This is a genomic window from Chromobacterium fluminis (assembly GCF_011602385.1).
Classification (GTDB): Bacteria; Pseudomonadota; Gammaproteobacteria; order Burkholderiales; family Chromobacteriaceae; genus Chromobacterium; species Chromobacterium fluminis.
The window spans coordinates 1-18,035 of sequence record NZ_JAAOMA010000006.1; the positions used below are offsets into that span (position 1 = coordinate 1).

Here is an 18,035-nt window from a genome sequence, read left to right on the forward strand (position 1 = left end):
TTGCGCAATATTGAGAAAGACTGGAAGATGCCGCCGATCACTTGGAAGCAAGCAGCCAACCAGTTTGCTATTCTGTTCGGCGAGCGCTTCACTGACGCTCTCGGCTGAGATTTGTTTAACCGACCTCGGCACACAGAATTCCTGACACCTCCCGCGCAGTAGATCGTAAACAGGTTCTTAGACTACAGCGTCCGCACATAACGCCTGGCGATGAACAGAGCCGCCAAGCTCAAACCCACGATCACAATCATCGCCAAGGTCGATGCGCCTTCATAGCCCCAATAACCGGACATATATCCCCCTTTAAAGCCTGTTCACAATCTGTCGCGCCGTGGCGGTACGACGTTGAAGCGCCTTCGAAAAATTCATGCTCCATGGCCATTCCGCCTTCTCAGCCATTCATCCCTTGTCTTGCCCTTGCGCGCGATAGCAAACAGGTTCTCAAGCCAAACCAGTCTGGCGCATGCGCTCCAGCCCAAAATCGCTGACGCGATAGTTGAACAGCAGACGCGCTCCTTCGTCTTGCCAGCGCTCGCACAGCGCCACCACCAGGCCGCTGGCGCTCAAATCAGCCAGGCAAGCCCGTACCATGCCCAGCCAATAGGCGTCATTCGGTTTGCGATACTCCCGGCAGATGCGCCGGGCCAGCTCCACATCCCATAAACCCGGTTGCCCGGCCAGGGTCTGCAAAATGAAACCCTTGATATGCACCTTCATGCTCCCCCCTCCACATTACGCACCGAGCCCGGATGGCGCTCGCTGTCCGACACCATGACAAAGCCGCCCAAAATCACCAGGGCCAGGCCAATCAGAAAATGCCACTCGGGAAAGTTCAAGGTAAACGCCGCGGTGAACAACGTCGCAAACAACGCGTAGAAGGCGCCGATAGCCTGGCCGCGCCCAACGCCGATCAAGGGAAAGGATTTGTACCAGGCCACCGCGCAGAAAGCGAAACTGAGCCCGCCCACCGCCAAATAGAGCATAGGCCGCCACGACCATAGCTCGCCGGCCAACGTGTACACCGGCAAAGGGGTCAACCAGGCCAACGCCGGCAAAATCAACAACACCCAATACAGGGCCTCGGCCAGATAACGGATCGCCACCCCGCAATCGGGATCGGTCACGTCCATCGCCCGCCCAACGATGGCGCCCTCCAGCCCCCAGCCCAGCGCAGCCAGCGCGCCGCCCAAATAGCCCAGCCAGCGCGCGGCGCCCTCTCCCGCCAGATCGCCTGACAGGCCCGGCGCGTAAATCGCCGCCCCTCCCAACACGATCACCGCGATGCCCAGCGCCGCGCGACGGCCTATCCGCTCGCGATACCACAGGCGCGCCAGCGCCGCGCCTACCACCGGGTACAACAGGCCAGCCACCGCGGCGAACACCGCGCCCACATAGCCCATCGCCAGGTAGGAGCCGAAGTTGGCCATCAAACCGCCCAATACCGCAGCCAGGAAATACCACTTGGAAATGCCGCCGAAACGCCATAGCGTGCGAAAGAAGTCGGCCAGCTTGCCCAAGGCCGCCAGCCACAACAATTGAAACGCCGCCACCAGGCAGGCGTGAAAAGCCGTCAACACCGCGGCCGCCATCAAAAACTGCTCGGGCCGCCCTTGCGCCAGCCCGGCCAGCGGCGCTTCGTGCCACACCGCGGCGCCCGGCACATACCATGCGCCCCACAACACCGCCGCGCAAAGCGCCCAGCCATAACCCCAGCGGGTCCGGCGGCGGAGATACTGCTGTCTGTGCATGCTGTTCATAGCGCGTCAGCTCCGGTTATCGGACGCCGCTCACACTCTCCGCGGCGCCTACTCTGGGTTCAAACGCAACAAGACTCTATCCATCTGCCTTGCCAGACGAGGCATAAAAATTACCATAAGTTAATTTTTTTACCAATAGTAAATCACAATACCGCCACCAACGCGTGGCCGCAAAGCGGGCGCAAAAAAGCCCGCCGACAAGCGGCAGGCTCCGTGTCCCTCTTGGCAAACCGCCGGAATCAGCGCGGCCCCAAGGCCCCTATCAAGCGATCCACCGCGCCGTCGCTTCCACGCTGCGCCACCAAGGACAACACCAGCGGCAACGTCTTGCCGCCTTCGGCATGCCACTGCACATCCAGCTGCGCGCGGCTGGAAATAGTGAAGATCGCCTCCAGGCTATCCAACCAGCCCTGCCTCGACGCGATGTGCAAGCCCTCCAGAAAGCGCTGTTCAGCGGCGTCCTCCAGGGCCTCGCCGAACAACAGCCGCGCAGCCTGCGGCGACAAGCGCAAGCGCCCGGCGGCGAGGTCCCACTCCCAGCTCGCCATGCCAATGGACTGCAGCGCCAGCTCGCTGCGGCTCCGGGCCTCCTCCAGCGCGCGGCGCGCGGCGCGACGCTCGGCCACCTCCTCCACGACAGCGATCAAATGCCATGGCTCGCCGCTCACGGGATGACGGCTCAGCGAGACGCTGACATTCACCCAGACATGGCCGCCCGACTTGCGCAGCAGACGCTTCTCCAGCGCAAAACTGGCCACATCTCCGCTCAGCAGCCTATCCAGCCTCAACAGATTGTCTTCCAGATCATCGGGATGGGTCAGTTGCTGAAAGCTCATGCCCTCCATCTCCTGCGGCGGATAACCGGCCATCTCAGCCAGGCGACGGTTCACCTTGAGCCAACGTCCGTCCAGGCCCAGATGCGCCAAGCCCAGCGCCGCCTGCTCGAAAATCTCCCGAAACCGCTCCTCGCTCTCGCTATAGGCCAGCGCGGCCTGTCGGGTGTCGGTCACATCTTGGGTAGCGCCTATCATCGCCTCCGCCCGCCCTTCCCCGTACAAGACCTCGCCCTCCTCGTGAATATGGCGGCGGCGGCCGTCAGGCAGCAAGATGCTGTACTCCACGCAATAGGGTTGGCGCTCATCGATCGCCCGCCGGATGGCTCGATCGATGCGATCTCGGTCCTCCGGCGCCATCGCGGCGAAGTAACGCTCCATCGTCACCTTGAAGGCCTGCGGCTGCCAGCCGAAAATCCGGTAAGCCTCATCCGACCAGATGCAGTCGTCCTTGCGCACGTCCCAGAACCAACTGCCCAAATGGGCGATGGACTGCGCCTTGTCCAGGATGGCCTGGTTCTGACGCAAGGCCTGCTCGGCCAGGCAACGCTGGGTGATGTCGAAGCTGACGCCTATCATCTTCACCGGACGGCGGTCGGCGTCCAGCACGCAGGTGGCGCGCGAGGCGATCCATCTCGTGTCGCCCGCCGGCCAGCGCACGCGGAACTCGGCCTCGTAAGCCGCGCCGGAGTTCAGGCACGCCTCCAGTTTGGCGCGCAAGGCCGGCGCGTCGGCCGGATCCAGCGCCAGCCAGAAATCGGACAGCAGGCGCACCGGGCGGCCAAACAATTGCTCGGCGTTGGCGGAGTAAGCCACCGCGTCGCTCAGAATGTTCCACTCCCAGGTGACGATGCCGGACACCTTCTGCGCGAACTTCATCCGCGCTTCGCTTTCCATGATCTCCGCCAGATGCTTGCGGCGGATCTCCGTCAATTGCGCATCCGTCGTCGTCGCCGTCGCCAGATCCAGCACCGCCTGCTCGCCGTAGCGCAGCCAGATCCAGTTCACGCCCAGAAAATCCGCCAACACCCGCAGTTTGCGGTATTCGATTTCCCCGCCGCGCGTCCATTTGTGCACGGCGGCGGACGATACGCCCAGGGCTTCCGCCACCTGTTTAAGCATGACGCGCTTGCGCCCCAGCACGGCCTTCAGGCGGGTGGCGAAGGTTTCATCCCCGGCGGGAACAAGGGTTTGACTGACTTGATTTGACGACACGCAACTGGTCGCGGCGACGGCCGCGCCTCCTGGGTAATTGAATGCGAACACGGCGCGCCGATGCGCGCGCGCCACAGCCTGCGGCTGTCAGCCGGCCATGTTAACCCAGGCTGGAAAAATCCCGAAGCGGACTAAAGAGCCCGACGGCGCCAAACCGCAGCGGGCCTCCAGCCTGGCTGAAACATGAACGATATAGCCAAAGCAAATCAAATCCTCACCACCATAGCTGGCTCCGGATTGCAGTCCATGGCCAATCGCCACTACAATTAAACCAAAGGTAAATTAATTTACCAATAGTTAATTTAACATTTTGTGCGAGGCCGCCATGATCTCTACTCAGCTCTTCATCGATGGCCAATGGCGCGACGCCGCCAACAGGCAAACCCGTCCGATTCTCAACCCCTGCGACGAAAGCGTGATCGCCGCCGCCGCGGACGGCGGCCGCGCCGACGCCCGGATCGCCATCGCCGCCGCGCGCGCGGCTTTCGATCACGGCCCCTGGCGCTCCAGCACTCAGCGCCAGCGCAGCCGTCTGCTGCTGGACATCGCCCAACGGGTGGAACGCGATAGCGAAAGCCTCGCCGCCTTGGAGACGCTGAACACCGGCAAAACCCTAAGCGAGAGTCGGACCGACATGGGCGACATCGCCGCCACCTTCCGTTATTTCGCCGGCCTGGTGGCCACCGAAAGCGGCCAGGTCAATTCAGCCCCCGAGCACGTGATCAGCCGAACCTTGCACGAGCCGGTGGGCGTCTGCGGCCTGATCACGCCCTGGAACTACCCCTTGTTGCAAGCAGCCTGGAAGATTGCGCCGGCCCTGGGCGCCGGCAATTGCGTTGTGCTCAAGCCCAGCAGCCTGACCCCGCTCAGTAGCTGGCGCTTCACTCAGCTGCTGGCCGAGCTGGACTTGCCTCCCGGCGTGTTCAACCTGGTCAGCGGCGGCTCCGAGGTGGGGGCCGAATTGGCGGAGCATGCCGATGTCGATCTACTGTCCTTCACCGGCGGCGCCCAGGCGGGGGCCAGCATCATGCGCGCCGCCAGCGGCAACTTCAAACGCATCGCCTTGGAGCTGGGCGGCAAGAACCCCAACATCGTCTGGGCCGACGCCGATCTGGACGCCGCCGTCGACTACGCGCTGAACGCCGCTTTCTTTCACGCCGGCCAGGTCTGCTCGGCCGGTTCGCGGCTGCTGCTGCAAGACGAGATTCACGACGACTTCGTGAAGCGGCTGGCGGAACGGCTGCCGCGCATCATCGTCGGCCCCGGCCAGCAGCCGGACACCCAAATGGGACCAGTGCAGTCGGCCCAACAGCACGACAAGATCCTGAGCCTGATCGCCGCCGGAGTGGAGGAAGGCGCTCGCCTGGTCCACGGCGGAGGCCGTCCGGACGGCGAGCGCTACCGCAAGGGCTACTGGCTGCAACCCACGCTGCTGGCCGACGTCCACGCGGACATGCGCATCGCCAAGGAAGAGATTTTCGGCCCGGTCATCACCGTGGAGCGCTTCCGCGACGAGGCCGAGGCGCTGCGGCTGGCCAACGACACCCCTTACGGCCTGGCGGCGGCGGTGTGGACCCAAGACCTGGCGCGCGCCAACCGGATGAGCCGCGCGCTGCGCTTCGGCACGGTTTGGGTCAACGACTACCACCCCTATTTCCCGGAAGCGCCGTGGGGCGGCTTCAAATCCAGCGGCATAGGCCGCGAGCTGTCGCGCATCGGCCTGGACGAATACACCGAGCAGAAGCACAGCTACATCAATCTGGCTCCCAAGCCCATGGGGTGGTTCGGCGCTTGAACCTCCCATCGTCCGGCCCCGCCTTCGTTCACGTCCGAGGAGAATCAAGATGAACACCACTCAGGAATACGACTACATCATCGTCGGTGCCGGCTCCGCCGGCGGCGTGCTGGCGGCGCGGCTGAGCGAGGACAGCGACGTCAGCGTGCTGTTGCTGGAGGCCGGCGGCCCGGATTGGCGGCTGGACTGGCGCACCCAAATGCCGGCGGCGCTGGCCTATCCCTTGCAAGGGACCACCTATAACTGGGCCTATCTGACCGAACCGGAGCCGCATATGGGCGGACGCCGCATGGCCCAGGCGCGCGGCAAGGGGTTGGGCGGTTCCTCGCTGATCAACGGCATGGTCTATATCCGCGGCAACGCGCTGGATTACCAGGGCTGGGCCGAGCTGCCCGGCCTGGCCGACTGGAGCTACGCCGACTGCCTGCCTTATTTCCGCAAGGCGGAAACCTACGACAAGGGCGCCGACGACTACCACGGCGGCGACGGGCCGCTGCACGTGACCACGCCCAAGGCCGGCATCAGCCCCCTGTTCGAAGCCTTCATCCAGGCCGGCGAACAAGCCGGCCATGGCCGCACCGACGATCTCAACGGTTATCGCCAGGAAGGCTTCGGCCCGATGGACCGCACCACCACCGCCCAGGGACGGCGCTGCAGCGTATCGCTAGCCTATCTGGACGCCGCCCGCGACCGCGCCAACCTTTCGGTGAAAACCCGCGCGCTGGCGGACCGCGTCCTGTTCGACGGCACGCGCGCCGTCGGCGTGCAATACCTGCAGGGCGGCCGCAGCCATCACGCCCGCGCCTTGCGCGAAGTCATCGTCTGCAACGGCGCGATCGCCTCGCCGCAGCTGCTGCTGCGCTCCGGCGTCGGTGACGCCGCCGAGCTCGGCCGCCACGACATCGCCGTAGTCGCCCACCTGCCCGGCGTCGGCGCCAATTTGCAGGACCATCTGGAAATGTATCTTCAGTACGAATGCCTGCGGCCAGTGTCGCTGTACCCGTCGCTGCGTTGGTGGAACAAAGCCCGCATCGGCGCCCAGTGGTATCTGAACGGCGGCGGCCTGGGCGCCAGCAATCACTTCGAAGCCGGCGGCTTCATCCGCAGCGACGAGCGCTTCGCCTTCCCCAATCTGCAATACCATTTCTTGCCGCTGGCGGTGAATTACGACGGTAGCCACGCCGTCAAGATGCACGGTTTCCAATGCCACGTCGGCTCAATGCGCTCTCCCAGCGTCGGCCACGTCAAGCTGGCCAGCCGCGACCCGCGCGACCCGCCTCAACTTCAATTCAATTACATGGCCCACGACACCGACTGGCGGGAGTTCCGCTCCGCGGTGCGGCTCACGCGCGAGATCATCGGCCAACGCGCGCTTTCCGCCTTTCGAGGCAGGGAAATCCAACCCGGCGCGCGGGTAAGCAGCGACAGCGAAATCGATCACTTCGTCAAAACCCACGCCGAAACCGCGCTGCATCCGTCCGGCACCTGCAAGATGGGCAGCGCCGACGACCCGACGGCGGTGGTGGATCATCAAGGCCGGGTGCACGGCTTGTCCGGCCTGCGGGTGGTGGACGCGTCCATCATGCCCCGCATCGTCACCGGCAATCTGAACGCGCCCACCATCATGATGGCGGAGAAGATCGCCGATCATATCCGCCAACTGCCGCCGTTGCCGCGCTCGAACGCGCCGTTCTACCAGGCCGCCCGCGAGCAAGCCGCCGCGACGGACGACGCGCAAGCGCTTCCCCTATAGCCGTTTTCCCAGGAGCTTCGCCATGTACGACCTCATCGGCCTGATCGGCGTCATCAGCTATCTGGGCGCTTATTTGGGCAGTCAGTTATTCGGCCTGCGCACATCGGACCTTCGCTATTTCGTCCTGAACCTGCTCGGTCCGGTCTGTATTCTGGTATCGCTGTCCAACCACTTCAATCTGGCTTCCTTCGTCAACCAGTGCATGTGGTTCCTGATCACCCTGGGCGGCTGGTGGCGCGCCAGCCGCCGCCGGGCGCTGCCGGCGCCAGAATCCGGCTCCTGAGAACGTGTTGCCGATCTGCGAGCTAGGGCGAGACAAGGCGAAAACGGCTGAAAAAGCGGAGTGTACATACGGTACATAAGCATTTCGAAGACGGTTTCAACGCCCTAGTCTAAACCATCCCGCCGACGCGTAGCAGATCGCTAACCGGTTCTGAGTCATGGCCGGCACTGTCCGCCCATAAGCCACTTATGCGACAATCCGCCGATTGAACCGCAAGACCCGCTCATGAACGACACCCCGCACGCCATCCTGCTGATGGGTCCCACCGCCTCTGGCAAAACCGGCCTGGCGCTGGACTTGGCTCGCCATTTTCCGGTGGAGATCATCAGCGTGGACTCCGCGCTGGTCTATCGCGACATGGACATCGGAACCGCCAAGCCCAGCGCGGCGGAAATGGCGCAATGCCCGCATCACCTGATCAACATCATCAGCCCGCTGCAAAGCTATTCCGCCGCTCAGTTCCACGCCGACGCCAACCGGCTGATCCGCGAGATCAACGGCCGCGGGCGGCTGCCCTTGCTGGTGGGCGGCACCATGCTCTATTACAAGGCCTTGCTGGAGGGCTTGTCCGACCTGCCTCGCGCCGACGCCGCGCTGCGCGCGCAACTGGACGCCGACGCCGCGCAAGCCGGCTGGCCGGCGATGCACGCGCGGCTGGCGCAGCTGGACCCGGATACCGCCGCCCGCCTCAACCCCAATGATTCGCAACGCATCCACCGCGCGCTGGAAGTCTGCCTGCTCAGCGGCGAGCCGATGTCGCGCTTGCTGGCTCGCGGCAAGGAGGCCGCGGCGGACTTCCGCCTGCTGTCTCTGGGTTTGGTGCCGGCGGAGCGCGGCTGGCTGCACCAACGCATCGCACAGCGCTTCGAACTGATGCTGGAGCAGAACTTCCTGGCCGAAGTGCGGCGCCTGCGCGCCGATTATCCGGCGCTGACGCTGGAGCTGCCGTCGATGCGCTGCGTCGGCTATCGCCAGGCCTGGGAATATCTGGACGGCGTCGGCAATGAGCAAACCTTCATCGACAAGGGCGTCGCCGCCACCCGTCAGTTGGCCAAGCGCCAGCTGACCTGGATGCGCAGCCTGGACCTGGTTCCGGTCAACGCCCAGCGGGCCGGCCTGGCCGAAGCGCTGGGCGCCGCCGTCGCCGCCTTCCAGGCCGGCGAGCCGGTGCCCGCCGGTCTGCGTTTCAACGGCGTGTATTAATGGCTCACCAAGGCCGGCTGGCCGACGCGCACAGCGGCACCACCGGTCCGTTGCTGCCGGTGTCGAGGAAGCCGTCGCTGATCCAGTCGCCGCCGCGGGTGCGGTTCCACACATCGGTGCGGCCCCATACGCCCTCCACCGCTTCGGCGCGCACATGGCACTGCAAGGCGACGCTGTCGCCGCGGCTGACCGCGCCGGTGACGCCGGCGCTCAGGCTGGGCGCGCTGCGCAGGTTCACCCTTCCCTCGCCCTTCGCCGGCGTCGCCACGCCGCTGGCGCCGGCCGGCGCGCCTCCGCCGCCGTAATTGTTCAGCAGGCCGCCGACATTGACCCGCGTCCCGTTGCGCAAGGCATAGCCCTGATAGGCGCGGTTGCCGGCGAAGAACTGCCAGCCGCCGAACAGCTTGCCGTTCACCGGCTCGGCTCGGCCCTGATACAAGAGGGAGAAATGCACGTGCGGGCCGGTGGTGCTGCCGCCGCACGGCAGGCCGTTGCCTATGGTGCCGAGATACGCGCCCGGATTGACCCGCGTCCCGTCCGCCAGCGTGTTCAGATTGATCATATGGTAGTAAGTGGACGAGAAGCCGTTGTCGTGCACCAGCTTGACCAAGCCGCTGCCGCCGCGCACGCAGCTCTTGTAGATCACCCCGGCCTGCGGCGCCAACACCCTGCCGTCGCCGCCGGCGAAGTCGATGGAATCGTAAGGCTGGCTTTCCCCGCTATAGCCGTGCGGGCCGCCGGTCATGCGCCAGGCCGCGCCTTGCCGCCACGGCAGGCCCAGACCGGTGGCGTTGGGCGCGAACGTCTGTCCCGGCCGGACCGACTGGCTGCCCCAGGCGCGGCGCTCATCCGCGTTGAGCCAATCGGCCGGCGCCAAGCTCAGCATCGCAGCGAAGCCCGGGCTGCCTTCCAGTTCCAGCGTCCAACCCTGCGCGTCTCGGCGCGCCAGGAACAGCCTGGACACCGGCACATGATCCATCGCCGCGATCGTGGTCATCGTCGGCAGGGGCTGGGTTACCGACCCCAACACCCAGCCCCCGTCCTCGCTGTCGCGGTTGACCTCCACCAGCATGTCCAGCGCCTCCCCCTTGGCCAGCGGCAACATGGGCTGCAAGGCTTTGACCGCCGCCTGTCGCAACAGGGGATCCGGCTGCTTCGACTCCGCCTGCGCGCCGCCGGCCAAGGCCGCCAATACGGCCATCATTAGAGCTGCTTGTTTCATTTCGGGCTCCATTCCTGGTTGGGAAAAACCAAAGCGACGCAATGCCAATGACATTGCGCCGCAAACCATAGGGTTATAGAAAGACCCGCTCTTATTTCCTGCTGGCCTTTGGCCCAGCAGACATTCAGGCAAATTCGATAAAAAAAGCCCACGTCGCATGACGTGGGCGCTTAGCGGAGTGAGGCCTGCTCAGCGTGCCGCCACCAGCTTGATTTCCACTTTCCAGGCCGGATTGGCCAGCTTGGCTTCCACCGTGGCACGCGCAGGCACGTTGCCGGCCGGCACCCAAGCATCCCAGGCGGCGTTCATCGCATCGTAATCGGCCAAGCTGGCCAGGAAGATGGTGACGTCGACGATCTTGCTCTTGTCCGAATCCAGCTCCGCCAACAATGCGTCGATCTGGCCCAGCACGTTTTCAGTTTGCGCCTTGGCGTCGGCCTCGGTGTTTTCCGGCACTTGGCCAGCCAGGAAGATCAGGCCGTTGGTGACCACGGCTTCTGCCAGACGCGCGCCTTGCTTGTGACGATAAATGCTCATGCGGATTCCCCTTGGGTGAGTCGGATCAAGACGAAGATTCTAACCCGGCCGCGCCGGCTATTGCCATGCCTGGCGCAAGTCCTCGATCAGCGCCGCCTCGCCCTCGATGCCCACCGACAAACGAATCAGATTATCGGCGATGCCTAGTTCGCGCCGACGTTCAAGCGGAATCGACGCATGCGTCATCGCCGCCGGCAGGCACACCAGGCTCTCGACTCCGCCCAAGCTTTCCGCCAGCGTGAACAGCTTCAGCCGCGCCAACACCCTCCGCGTTTCTTCGGCGTCGCCTTTCAAATAGAAAGACACCACGCCGCCGAAACCCTGCATCTGCCTGCGCGCCAGCTCATGCTGCGGATGGCTGGCCAGGCCCGGATACAACACCCGCTCCACCTGTGTCTGGGCTTCCAGCCAGCGCGCCACCGCCAGCGCGTTGCTGTTGTGGCGCTCTACCCGCAGGGCCAGCGTGCGCAAGCCACGCAGCACCAGGAAGCTGGCGAACGGGTCCAGCACCGCGCCGACGGCGTTGTGCAGGAAAGCCAGTTGCTCGGCCAGCTCCGGCCGCTGGCGGCTGACCACCGCCGCGCCGGCGATCACGTCGGAATGGCCGTTCAGATATTTAGTGGCGGAATGCACGACGATGTCGAAACCGAAAGCCAGCGGGCGCTGCACCACCGGCGAGGCGAAGGTGTTGTCCGCCACCGTGATCAGGCCGTGCCGCTGCCCCAGATCGGCCACCGCCGCCAGGTCCACCAGTTGGTTCAACGGATTGGACGGGGTTTCCACCCAGATCATCCGGGTGTTCGGCCGGATCGCCGCCTGCAAGGCACCTAGGTCTTCCGACGCCACATAGCTGATCTCCAGCTGCGCGCTTTGCTTGCGCACCTGTTCGAACAATCGGTAAGTGCCGCCGTACAGATCGTTGACCGCGATCAGGTGGCTGCCCGCCGGCAGCAGCTCCAGCACCGTGGCGATGGCCGCCAGCCCGGAAGGGAAGGCGTAGCCGCGCGCGCCGTCCTCCAGCTCCGCCAAGGCCCGCTCCAAGGCTTCGCGCGTCGGGTTCTGCGAGCGGGAATACTCGTAGCCGCTGTGCTCGCCCGGCGCGTGCTGCCGGTAGGTGGAGGTGGCGTAAATGGGCGGAATCACCGCGCCGAAGGCGTCCTGATGCAGGCCGGCAGTGATGGATAAAGTGTTGAAATCAGTCATGGCGTTTACTTTCAATGCGGATGGCCGGCCCCGCTTGGACCGGCCGGGATGAGGCGGGACTAGACGGAACGCGAGCGCGGCTGACGGCGCCAGAAGGCCAGCAGGTCGGCCTGAGTGATCAGGCCCAGATAGCGCTCGCCGTCCACCATCAGGGCGACGTGGCCATCGTTGAAAATATGCAGCAGGTCTTGCAGCGAAGCGCGCGGCGACAGGGTGCGCACCTCGCTGGTCATCGCGCTGCGCACGTTCTGGCGGAAGTTTTCCGGCTCGCCGTGCACCGACAGCAGCAAATCCCATTCGTCCAGGATACCGGCCACCTTATCGTCGGCCAGCACCGGCAATTGCGACACATCGTGCAAACGCATGCGTTGGTACACCACGTTCAAGGGCTCGTCCGGGTGGCAGGAAACGGTGCTGCCGTCGGCGTGTCGGCGCACAATCAAGTCGGTCAGATCGCCTAGCCGGGGCAGCTCCACCAAGCCGTTGTCCACCAGCCAATCGTCGTTGTACATCTTGGACAGATACTTGTTGCCGCTGTCGCACACCAGCGTCACCACGCGTTTGGGCTCGGTTTGGGCGCGGCAATAACGCAAGGCCGCCGCCAGCAGCGCGCCGGACGAGGATCCGGCCAGAATGCCCTCCCGGCTCAGCAGCAGGCGGGCGCTGTCGAAGCTTTCCTGATCGCTGATGCGATAAGCGCGCTTGACCAGGCTGAAATCGGTTTGCGGCGGAATGAAGTCCTCGCCTATGCCTTCTATCAGCCAGCTGCCAGCCTCGCCGTGCCGTCCGGTTTCAACATGGTCGGCCAATACCGAGCCCACCGGATCCGCCAGCACGATCTCCACTTGCGGCGCCTCTCGGCTAAAGAAACGCGTCAGCCCGGTCAAGGTGCCGCTGGAGCCCACGCCCACCACCACCGCGTCCAGTTCATGACGCATCTGCTCCCAGATCTCCGGACCGGTGCCGATTTCATGCGCCAGCGGATTGGCCGGGTTGTTGAATTGGTCGATGTAGTAAGCGTCCGGCGTTTCCTTGGCGATGCGCGCGGCCAAGTCCTGGTAATACTCCGGATGTCCCTTGCCCACGTCGGATCGGGTCAGCACCACTTCCGCGCCCAAGGCCTGCAGATGCAGAATCTTCTCCCGGCTCATCTTGTCCGGCACCACCAGCACCAGCCGGTAGCCTTTTTGCGAAGCCACTAGCGCCAACCCCAAACCGGTGTTGCCGGCGGTGGCCTCCACGATGGTGCCGCCCGGTTTCAGCTTGCCTTCGCGCTCGGCCGCGGCAATCATGGACAGCGCCACCCGGTCCTTGATCGAACCGCCCGGATTGTGGCTTTCCAGTTTCAAATACAGCTCGCACAGGCCGGTGTCCAGATGCGCCACCTTCACCAGCGGCGTATTACCGATCAAGGACAAAACGGATTGGTCTTGCATATTGAAATCTCCTAGCTACAGCATATAAATATTATTTTTAAAAACTTATAGTTATATAGAGAGAATAAAAAAACCCCCGCTTCACACCACGGCGGTGGCTTGCAGAAAACTATAGAAAAACACCAGCTCCGGATTGCTGCGCAATTGGCGCAGTTCCCGCGTCATCGCCGCCACCAGCGCGGCGTCCACTCGCCCGGCCTCGATCAACTGATCCGCGGCCGACAACAACAACTCGGTCCAGTAGTCCAGCACTTGCTGTCGGCGGTGCGGGTCGCGGCTGTCCAGATGCCAGGTCTTGACCTGGGTTTCAACATGGCGAAAACCCAGCCGCAGCAGCATATTGCCCAACTTGGCGCCTACGAAGGGATCCCCTCCCACCGCCAGTTGATGATCGTTGAAAGCCAGCCAGTATTGCTGCAGATGGGAGGAATAAGGCGACAGGAAGAAGGAGGCGTTCATCGCCTCGGTAGCGTACAGCCGCGCGCCCGGCTTCAAGACGCGGCGCACCTCGGCCAACACCCTCTCCGGCGACAATACGTGCTCCAACACCCAGCACAGGAAGGCGGCATCGAAGCTGGCCGGCTGGAAGTCCAAATCCTCGGCGTCCATATGCAGCAAGCGGGCGCGGTCCTGCCATGGGCTGCCTTGCAGACGCTGGCGCGCCACCGCCAACTGACGCTGACTGAAGTCGACGCCGGTCACCTCCAGATCAGGATAACGCCGCAACAGGATCTCGGTCTGCGCGCCCACCCCGCACCCCACCTCCAGCAGTTGGCCGACGCCGGAGAAATCGATGTCCCGGTACACAACGGACTCCGAGAAGCGCGCCTGACGCACCAAACGCGCCTGCTCGGCGGCGGAAAAACCATGAATATAGGGCAGCTCGCTCGCCCCGTCGGTCAGTTGCAGTGTGGCCATGTCCATCTCGCAGAGTTGCATCAACATGGCTCATTATATTTCCAAATATTATTACAAATATAACTTTTATTTCTTATTTTTATATAAAAAACAAATCTAATCGTCATGAATCAAACATGATCGCCAACCGGCGTGGACGCAAAAAAACCCGCAGCGCGCTGCGGGTTTTTATCGAATCAAACCGGCTTAAACCATCGCGGCCTGACGCAAGCTGATCGAGAAACGCTGCAAGGCGGCGATTCCGGAAGCCTCGGCGCGGGCGCACCAATCCTGCAGCTCCTTGAGCAGCTGCTCGCGGCTCAGCGTGGAACGCTCCCACAAACGGGTCAGCTCCTGACGCATCGAATACACCGTGGCCAACACCTGGCTGTGCTCCATCAAAGCCGCCAACTGCATGCGCTCGGTTTCCGGCGTGTCCTTAGCATCCTGCTTCAACCACACTTTCATCTTGCGGCTGAGCTTGCTGCCGGAAAAGTCAGGCAGATTGATCTTGTCCAACTCGCTGCGATACACCTCCTTCAACTCACGCGCGTAACGGGAAGCGATGGCGTAGCGATTGGAAATGATGGCCTGCAGATGCTCGAGGTCCAGTTGCTGACGCGAAGCGTCCTCGGCCAAGCGCGGCGCCACCTTGCGTACCTTGGCCAGGCCCAGGATTTCCAGAATGCGGATATACATCCAGCCGATGTCGAACTCGTACCATTTATACGACAGCTTGGCCGAGGTGCCGAAGGTATGGTGGTTGTTGTGCAGCTCCTCGCCGCCCACCAGGATGCCCCAGGGGAAGATATTGGTGGACGCGTCCTCATTCTCGAAATTGCGATAGCCCCAGAAGTGGCCAATGCCGTTGATGACCCCGGCCGCCCAGAACGGGATCCAGATCATCTGCACCGCCCAGATCGTCAGCCCCGCCGGTCCGAACAAGACCAGATTGATCAGCAGCATCAGCACGATGCCCTTGGCGCTGTGACGAGTGTAGACATTGCGCTCCAGCCAATCGTCCGGCGTGCCGTGGCCGAACTTGTCCATGATGGCCTGATCCTTGCAGGCGCCGCGGTACAGTTCCGCACCCTCCCACAGTACTTTCTTGATGCCCAATACCTGCGGGCTATGCGGATCGTCCGCGGTCTCGCACTTGGCGTGATGCTTGCGATGGATGGCCGCCCACTGCTTGGTGACCATGCCGGTGGTCAGCCACAACCAGAAGCGGAAGAAGTGACTGGGGATGGGATGCAAATCGAGCGCGCGGTGCGCTTGGTGACGATGCAGAAAGATGGTGACCGATGCGATGGTGATGTGGGTCAGCGCCAAAGCGACCACGATATAGCCCCACCAGGGGAGGTCAAGCACGCCGTTTATCCAATTCATGTACTAATCGCGCCTCGTAAATCAATCTAGAAGAAAGACTCTATTCTATACAAGCGGTCCGCCGATGTCAGACCGTTTTGCGTTTGCGCCGGCTAGCCGCCCGCCGCAAACGCGAATTTGGACCCCGCCGACGCCCTTGGGTTCACTCGGCGGCAGTAACGCAAGCGGCGGACGATGGTGTACCATAGGGCCTCATTCCATCCTAGTTAAGAAAAAGCGCTAGTGTTGCCAAATCGTCGTCTGATCATTGCCGGCGCCACCCTCGGTGGCCTGTTCGTTCTGTATGGAGGCGCAACCCTGTGGGCCGGCGTCAAGGCGGAGCAGACCTTGCAGGAACAGCACAAGATGCTGGCCGACCTGCCGCTGTTCAAAGTCAAATCCCACAGCTACCAACGCGGTTGGTTCTCCTCCACGGAAACCACAGAACTGGTGTTCAACCGCCATTTGTCCGGCCCGTATGAAAACATGCTGCCCGACAATGTGAAGCCCTTGCTGAACGCCACCATCAAGTTCACCAACCACGTCAAGCACGGCCCCCTTCCCGGCATCGGCGATTTCGACTTCCGGCCCGGCCGCGCGCTGGTGCGCACCGAGTTCGCGATGAGCGACTCCACCCGCAAGACGCTGGCCAGCTTCTTCGGCGACAAGGAACCCATCACCATCTTCAACCGCCTGGGCTTCGGCGGCGGCGGCGAACTGGATGTCAAGGTTCCGGCCTTCGACTATGAGGAAGCGCTGTCAGGCGTGAAGATGAAATGGAAGGGCTTCGACCTGAAGCTCGACTACGCCAACGGCTATAAGGAATACAAAACCGAAGCGCTGTCTCCCGGCTTCCTGCTGGAGGCCGCCAGCAAAGGCACCGTCGCCTTCGACGGCGTGCGCTACGTTTCCGACATCCGTCCGGGCAACACCGGCGTCAAGCTGGGCACCAGCGAACTGACCGTGGGCAATGTCCGGCTCAACTCCCGCGAAAGCGTGCCCTACAGCATCAAGCTGAACGAACTGGTCTATCTGATGACCCGCGTGCGCGTTGGCGAGTTCATCAATCCGTCCGGCGAATTCAAGCCGTCCGCGGTGACGCTGAAGGATTTCCGCTATCAGATCGTCACCAGCGAGCAGGACGACTACGTCAACACCCGCGGCAAGCTCAACTTCGCCGAGTTCAACTTCAACGACCATCGCTACGGCCCGATGCGCTTGGATATCTCAGCCAACCACCTGCACGGCCCGACGCTGGTCAAGCTGGATCAGGCCATCGGCCAGATTCCGTTCGAAGGCGTGGACCCCGCGCTGCTGCGCAAGCAATACATCGACACCATCAAGAAAAACGGCATTCCGCTGCTGCAGAACGACCCCAAGGTGGTGATCAACGAGTTCTACCTCAAAATGCCCAACGGCGAAGCCAAGCTGGAAGGCAGCCTGGGCGTCAAGGGCCTGCAACCCGCGGATCTCAACCACGCCGCGCAGTTCATCCGACGCTTCGAAGTGGACGCCAAGCTCAGCCTGCCTCGCCAGACGCTGGAAGACCTGGTGATCGCCCAGGCGCGCACGCTGTTCACCGTCGACCAAAGCGCCGAAGATCAGCCCAATATGAAGGAAGTGGAAGACCTGGCCAAAAACCTGCTGGACAGCCAATTGGCGCAGTGGAAGAGCGAGCAATACATCGTTGAGGATAAAGGCCAGATCAACACCGAACTCAATTACGGCGGCGGCCTGCTGACCATCAATAAGAAGAAAGTGGCCCTGCCTTGGGAGGAAGTCGAGGCGGAAGCGCCGCGCGACGCCTCCCAGCCCAGCCCCGACAAGCATACGGACAAGAGCGCCGACAAGAAGAAGTAAGGCGAGCGGACGCCGAACGCAAAAAGGGCTGTCGAATGACAGCCCTTTTTCTTTTCCGACCCGGTCGAAACCTGGCCGCGTTTAATCGTCGTGCATCTGGCTTTGCAAGTAGTTCTGCAGGCCCACGCTCTCGATCAAGCCCAGCTGCGTCTCCAGCCAGTCCACATGCTCTTCCTCGCTCTCCAGAATGTCTTCCAGCAAGTCGCGGGTCACGTAGTCCTTGGCACTTTCACAGTAGGCGATGGCTTCGCGCAACAGCGGCAGCGCGTCCATTTCCAGCTTCAAGTCGCATTCCAGCATTTCCTTCGGATTCTCGCCGATATGCAACTTGCCCAGATCCTGCAGATTCGGCAAGCCTTCCAGAAACAGCACGCGCTCGATCAACGCGTCGGCATGCTTCATCTCGTCGATGGACTCGTGGTATTCGTGCTCGTTCAGTTTCTTCAAGCCCCAGTTCTTGTACATGCGGGCATGCAAAAAGTACTGGTTGATCGCGGTCAGTTCGTTCTTGAGGATCTGGTTCAGATACTTGATAACTTTTTTATCGCCTTGCATCGCGCTCTCCGGGAAGAAATGATTCTTCCATTATGACATAGCGCGCGCCAGTCTCAAGTTGTCACAAGCAAAATAAAGGACTACGCGCCGCGGGATGCGGTACGTGGGGGATTTGCAG

General features: G+C 62.9%; 15 protein-coding genes. 5 read left to right on the forward strand and 10 right to left on the reverse strand.

Annotated features, from left to right (window positions below; all coding sequences use genetic code 11):
* Positions 1 to 441: 441 nt before the first annotated feature.
* The 3 genes from HA052_RS05945 to HA052_RS05955 form a co-directional block, all read right to left on the reverse strand.
* Positions 442 to 717: a hypothetical protein gene (locus tag HA052_RS05945; RefSeq protein WP_166451208.1), complete on the reverse strand. Its 276-nt coding sequence runs from the start codon at positions 715 to 717 to the stop codon at positions 442 to 444.
* Positions 714 to 1,757: a DMT family transporter gene (locus HA052_RS05950; protein WP_166451209.1), complete on the reverse strand. Its 1,044-nt coding sequence runs from the start codon at positions 1,755 to 1,757 to the stop codon at positions 714 to 716. The genes HA052_RS05945 and HA052_RS05950 overlap by 4 nt, the downstream gene beginning before the upstream one ends.
* A 239-nt stretch (positions 1,758 to 1,996) precedes the next feature.
* Positions 1,997 to 3,805, reverse strand: a complete 1,809-nt coding sequence (locus HA052_RS05955) for a PAS domain-containing protein (RefSeq protein ID WP_166451210.1) — start codon at positions 3,803 to 3,805, stop codon at positions 1,997 to 1,999.
* 325 nt (positions 3,806 to 4,130) lie between these two features.
* Here HA052_RS05955 and HA052_RS05960 point away from each other — a divergent pair, with 325 nt between their 5' ends.
* The 4 genes from HA052_RS05960 to miaA all read left to right on the forward strand — a co-directional run bounded on the left by HA052_RS05960 (position 4,131) and on the right by miaA (position 8,839).
* Positions 4,131 to 5,600: an aldehyde dehydrogenase family protein gene (locus HA052_RS05960; protein ID WP_166451211.1), complete on the forward strand. Its 1,470-nt coding sequence runs from the start codon at positions 4,131 to 4,133 to the stop codon at positions 5,598 to 5,600.
* A 49-nt stretch (positions 5,601 to 5,649) separates the two neighbouring features.
* The gene (gene betA, locus HA052_RS05965; RefSeq protein ID WP_166451212.1) at positions 5,650 to 7,353 is read left to right on the forward strand and encodes a choline dehydrogenase; all 1,704 of its coding nucleotides are present in this window, start codon (positions 5,650 to 5,652) and stop codon (positions 7,351 to 7,353) included.
* 22 nt (positions 7,354 to 7,375) lie between these two features.
* Positions 7,376 to 7,636 (forward strand): CBU_0592 family membrane protein, encoded by a 261-nt coding sequence (locus HA052_RS05970; RefSeq protein WP_019103463.1) that lies wholly within the window; start codon positions 7,376 to 7,378, stop codon positions 7,634 to 7,636.
* A gap of 225 nt (positions 7,637 to 7,861) precedes the next feature.
* Positions 7,862 to 8,839, forward strand: coding sequence for a tRNA (adenosine(37)-N6)-dimethylallyltransferase MiaA (gene miaA, locus HA052_RS05975; RefSeq protein WP_166451213.1), 978 nt, complete (start codon positions 7,862 to 7,864; stop codon positions 8,837 to 8,839).
* Between the two features lie 4 nt (positions 8,840 to 8,843).
* Here the strand turns inward: miaA and HA052_RS05980 are convergent, their stop codons facing one another.
* The 6 genes from HA052_RS05980 to HA052_RS06005 form a co-directional block, all read right to left on the reverse strand.
* Positions 8,844 to 10,061 (reverse strand): M23 family metallopeptidase, encoded by a 1,218-nt coding sequence (locus tag HA052_RS05980; RefSeq protein WP_166451214.1) that lies wholly within the window; start codon positions 10,059 to 10,061, stop codon positions 8,844 to 8,846.
* 189 nt (positions 10,062 to 10,250) lie between these two features.
* Positions 10,251 to 10,598: a RidA family protein gene (locus HA052_RS05985; RefSeq protein ID WP_166451215.1), complete on the reverse strand. Its 348-nt coding sequence runs from the start codon at positions 10,596 to 10,598 to the stop codon at positions 10,251 to 10,253.
* Positions 10,599 to 10,655: 57 nt separating this feature from the next.
* Entirely contained in the window at positions 10,656 to 11,801 is a 1,146-nt protein-coding gene (locus tag HA052_RS05990) for a trans-sulfuration enzyme family protein (protein WP_081546196.1), read from the reverse strand.
* Between the two features lie 59 nt (positions 11,802 to 11,860).
* On the reverse strand, positions 11,861 to 13,237 hold the full coding sequence (locus HA052_RS05995) for a pyridoxal-phosphate dependent enzyme (protein WP_166451216.1): 1,377 nt from the start codon (positions 13,235 to 13,237) through the stop codon (positions 11,861 to 11,863).
* A gap of 81 nt (positions 13,238 to 13,318) precedes the next feature.
* Positions 13,319 to 14,182, reverse strand: a complete 864-nt coding sequence (locus tag HA052_RS06000) for a class I SAM-dependent methyltransferase (RefSeq protein WP_240937282.1) — start codon at positions 14,180 to 14,182, stop codon at positions 13,319 to 13,321.
* Between the two features lie 159 nt (positions 14,183 to 14,341).
* Positions 14,342 to 15,523 (reverse strand): DesA family fatty acid desaturase, encoded by a 1,182-nt coding sequence (locus HA052_RS06005; protein ID WP_166451217.1) that lies wholly within the window; start codon positions 15,521 to 15,523, stop codon positions 14,342 to 14,344.
* 222 nt (positions 15,524 to 15,745) lie between these two features.
* On the opposite strand from HA052_RS06005, the gene HA052_RS06010 reads away from it, so the two are divergent.
* Positions 15,746 to 17,362: a DUF945 family protein gene (locus tag HA052_RS06010; RefSeq protein WP_166451218.1), complete on the forward strand. Its 1,617-nt coding sequence runs from the start codon at positions 15,746 to 15,748 to the stop codon at positions 17,360 to 17,362.
* Between the two features lie 81 nt (positions 17,363 to 17,443).
* Here the strand turns inward: HA052_RS06010 and bfr are convergent, their stop codons facing one another.
* Positions 17,444 to 17,917, reverse strand: coding sequence for a bacterioferritin (bfr, locus tag HA052_RS06015; RefSeq protein ID WP_166451219.1), 474 nt, complete (start codon positions 17,915 to 17,917; stop codon positions 17,444 to 17,446).
* Between the last annotated feature and the right edge of the window lie 118 nt (positions 17,918 to 18,035).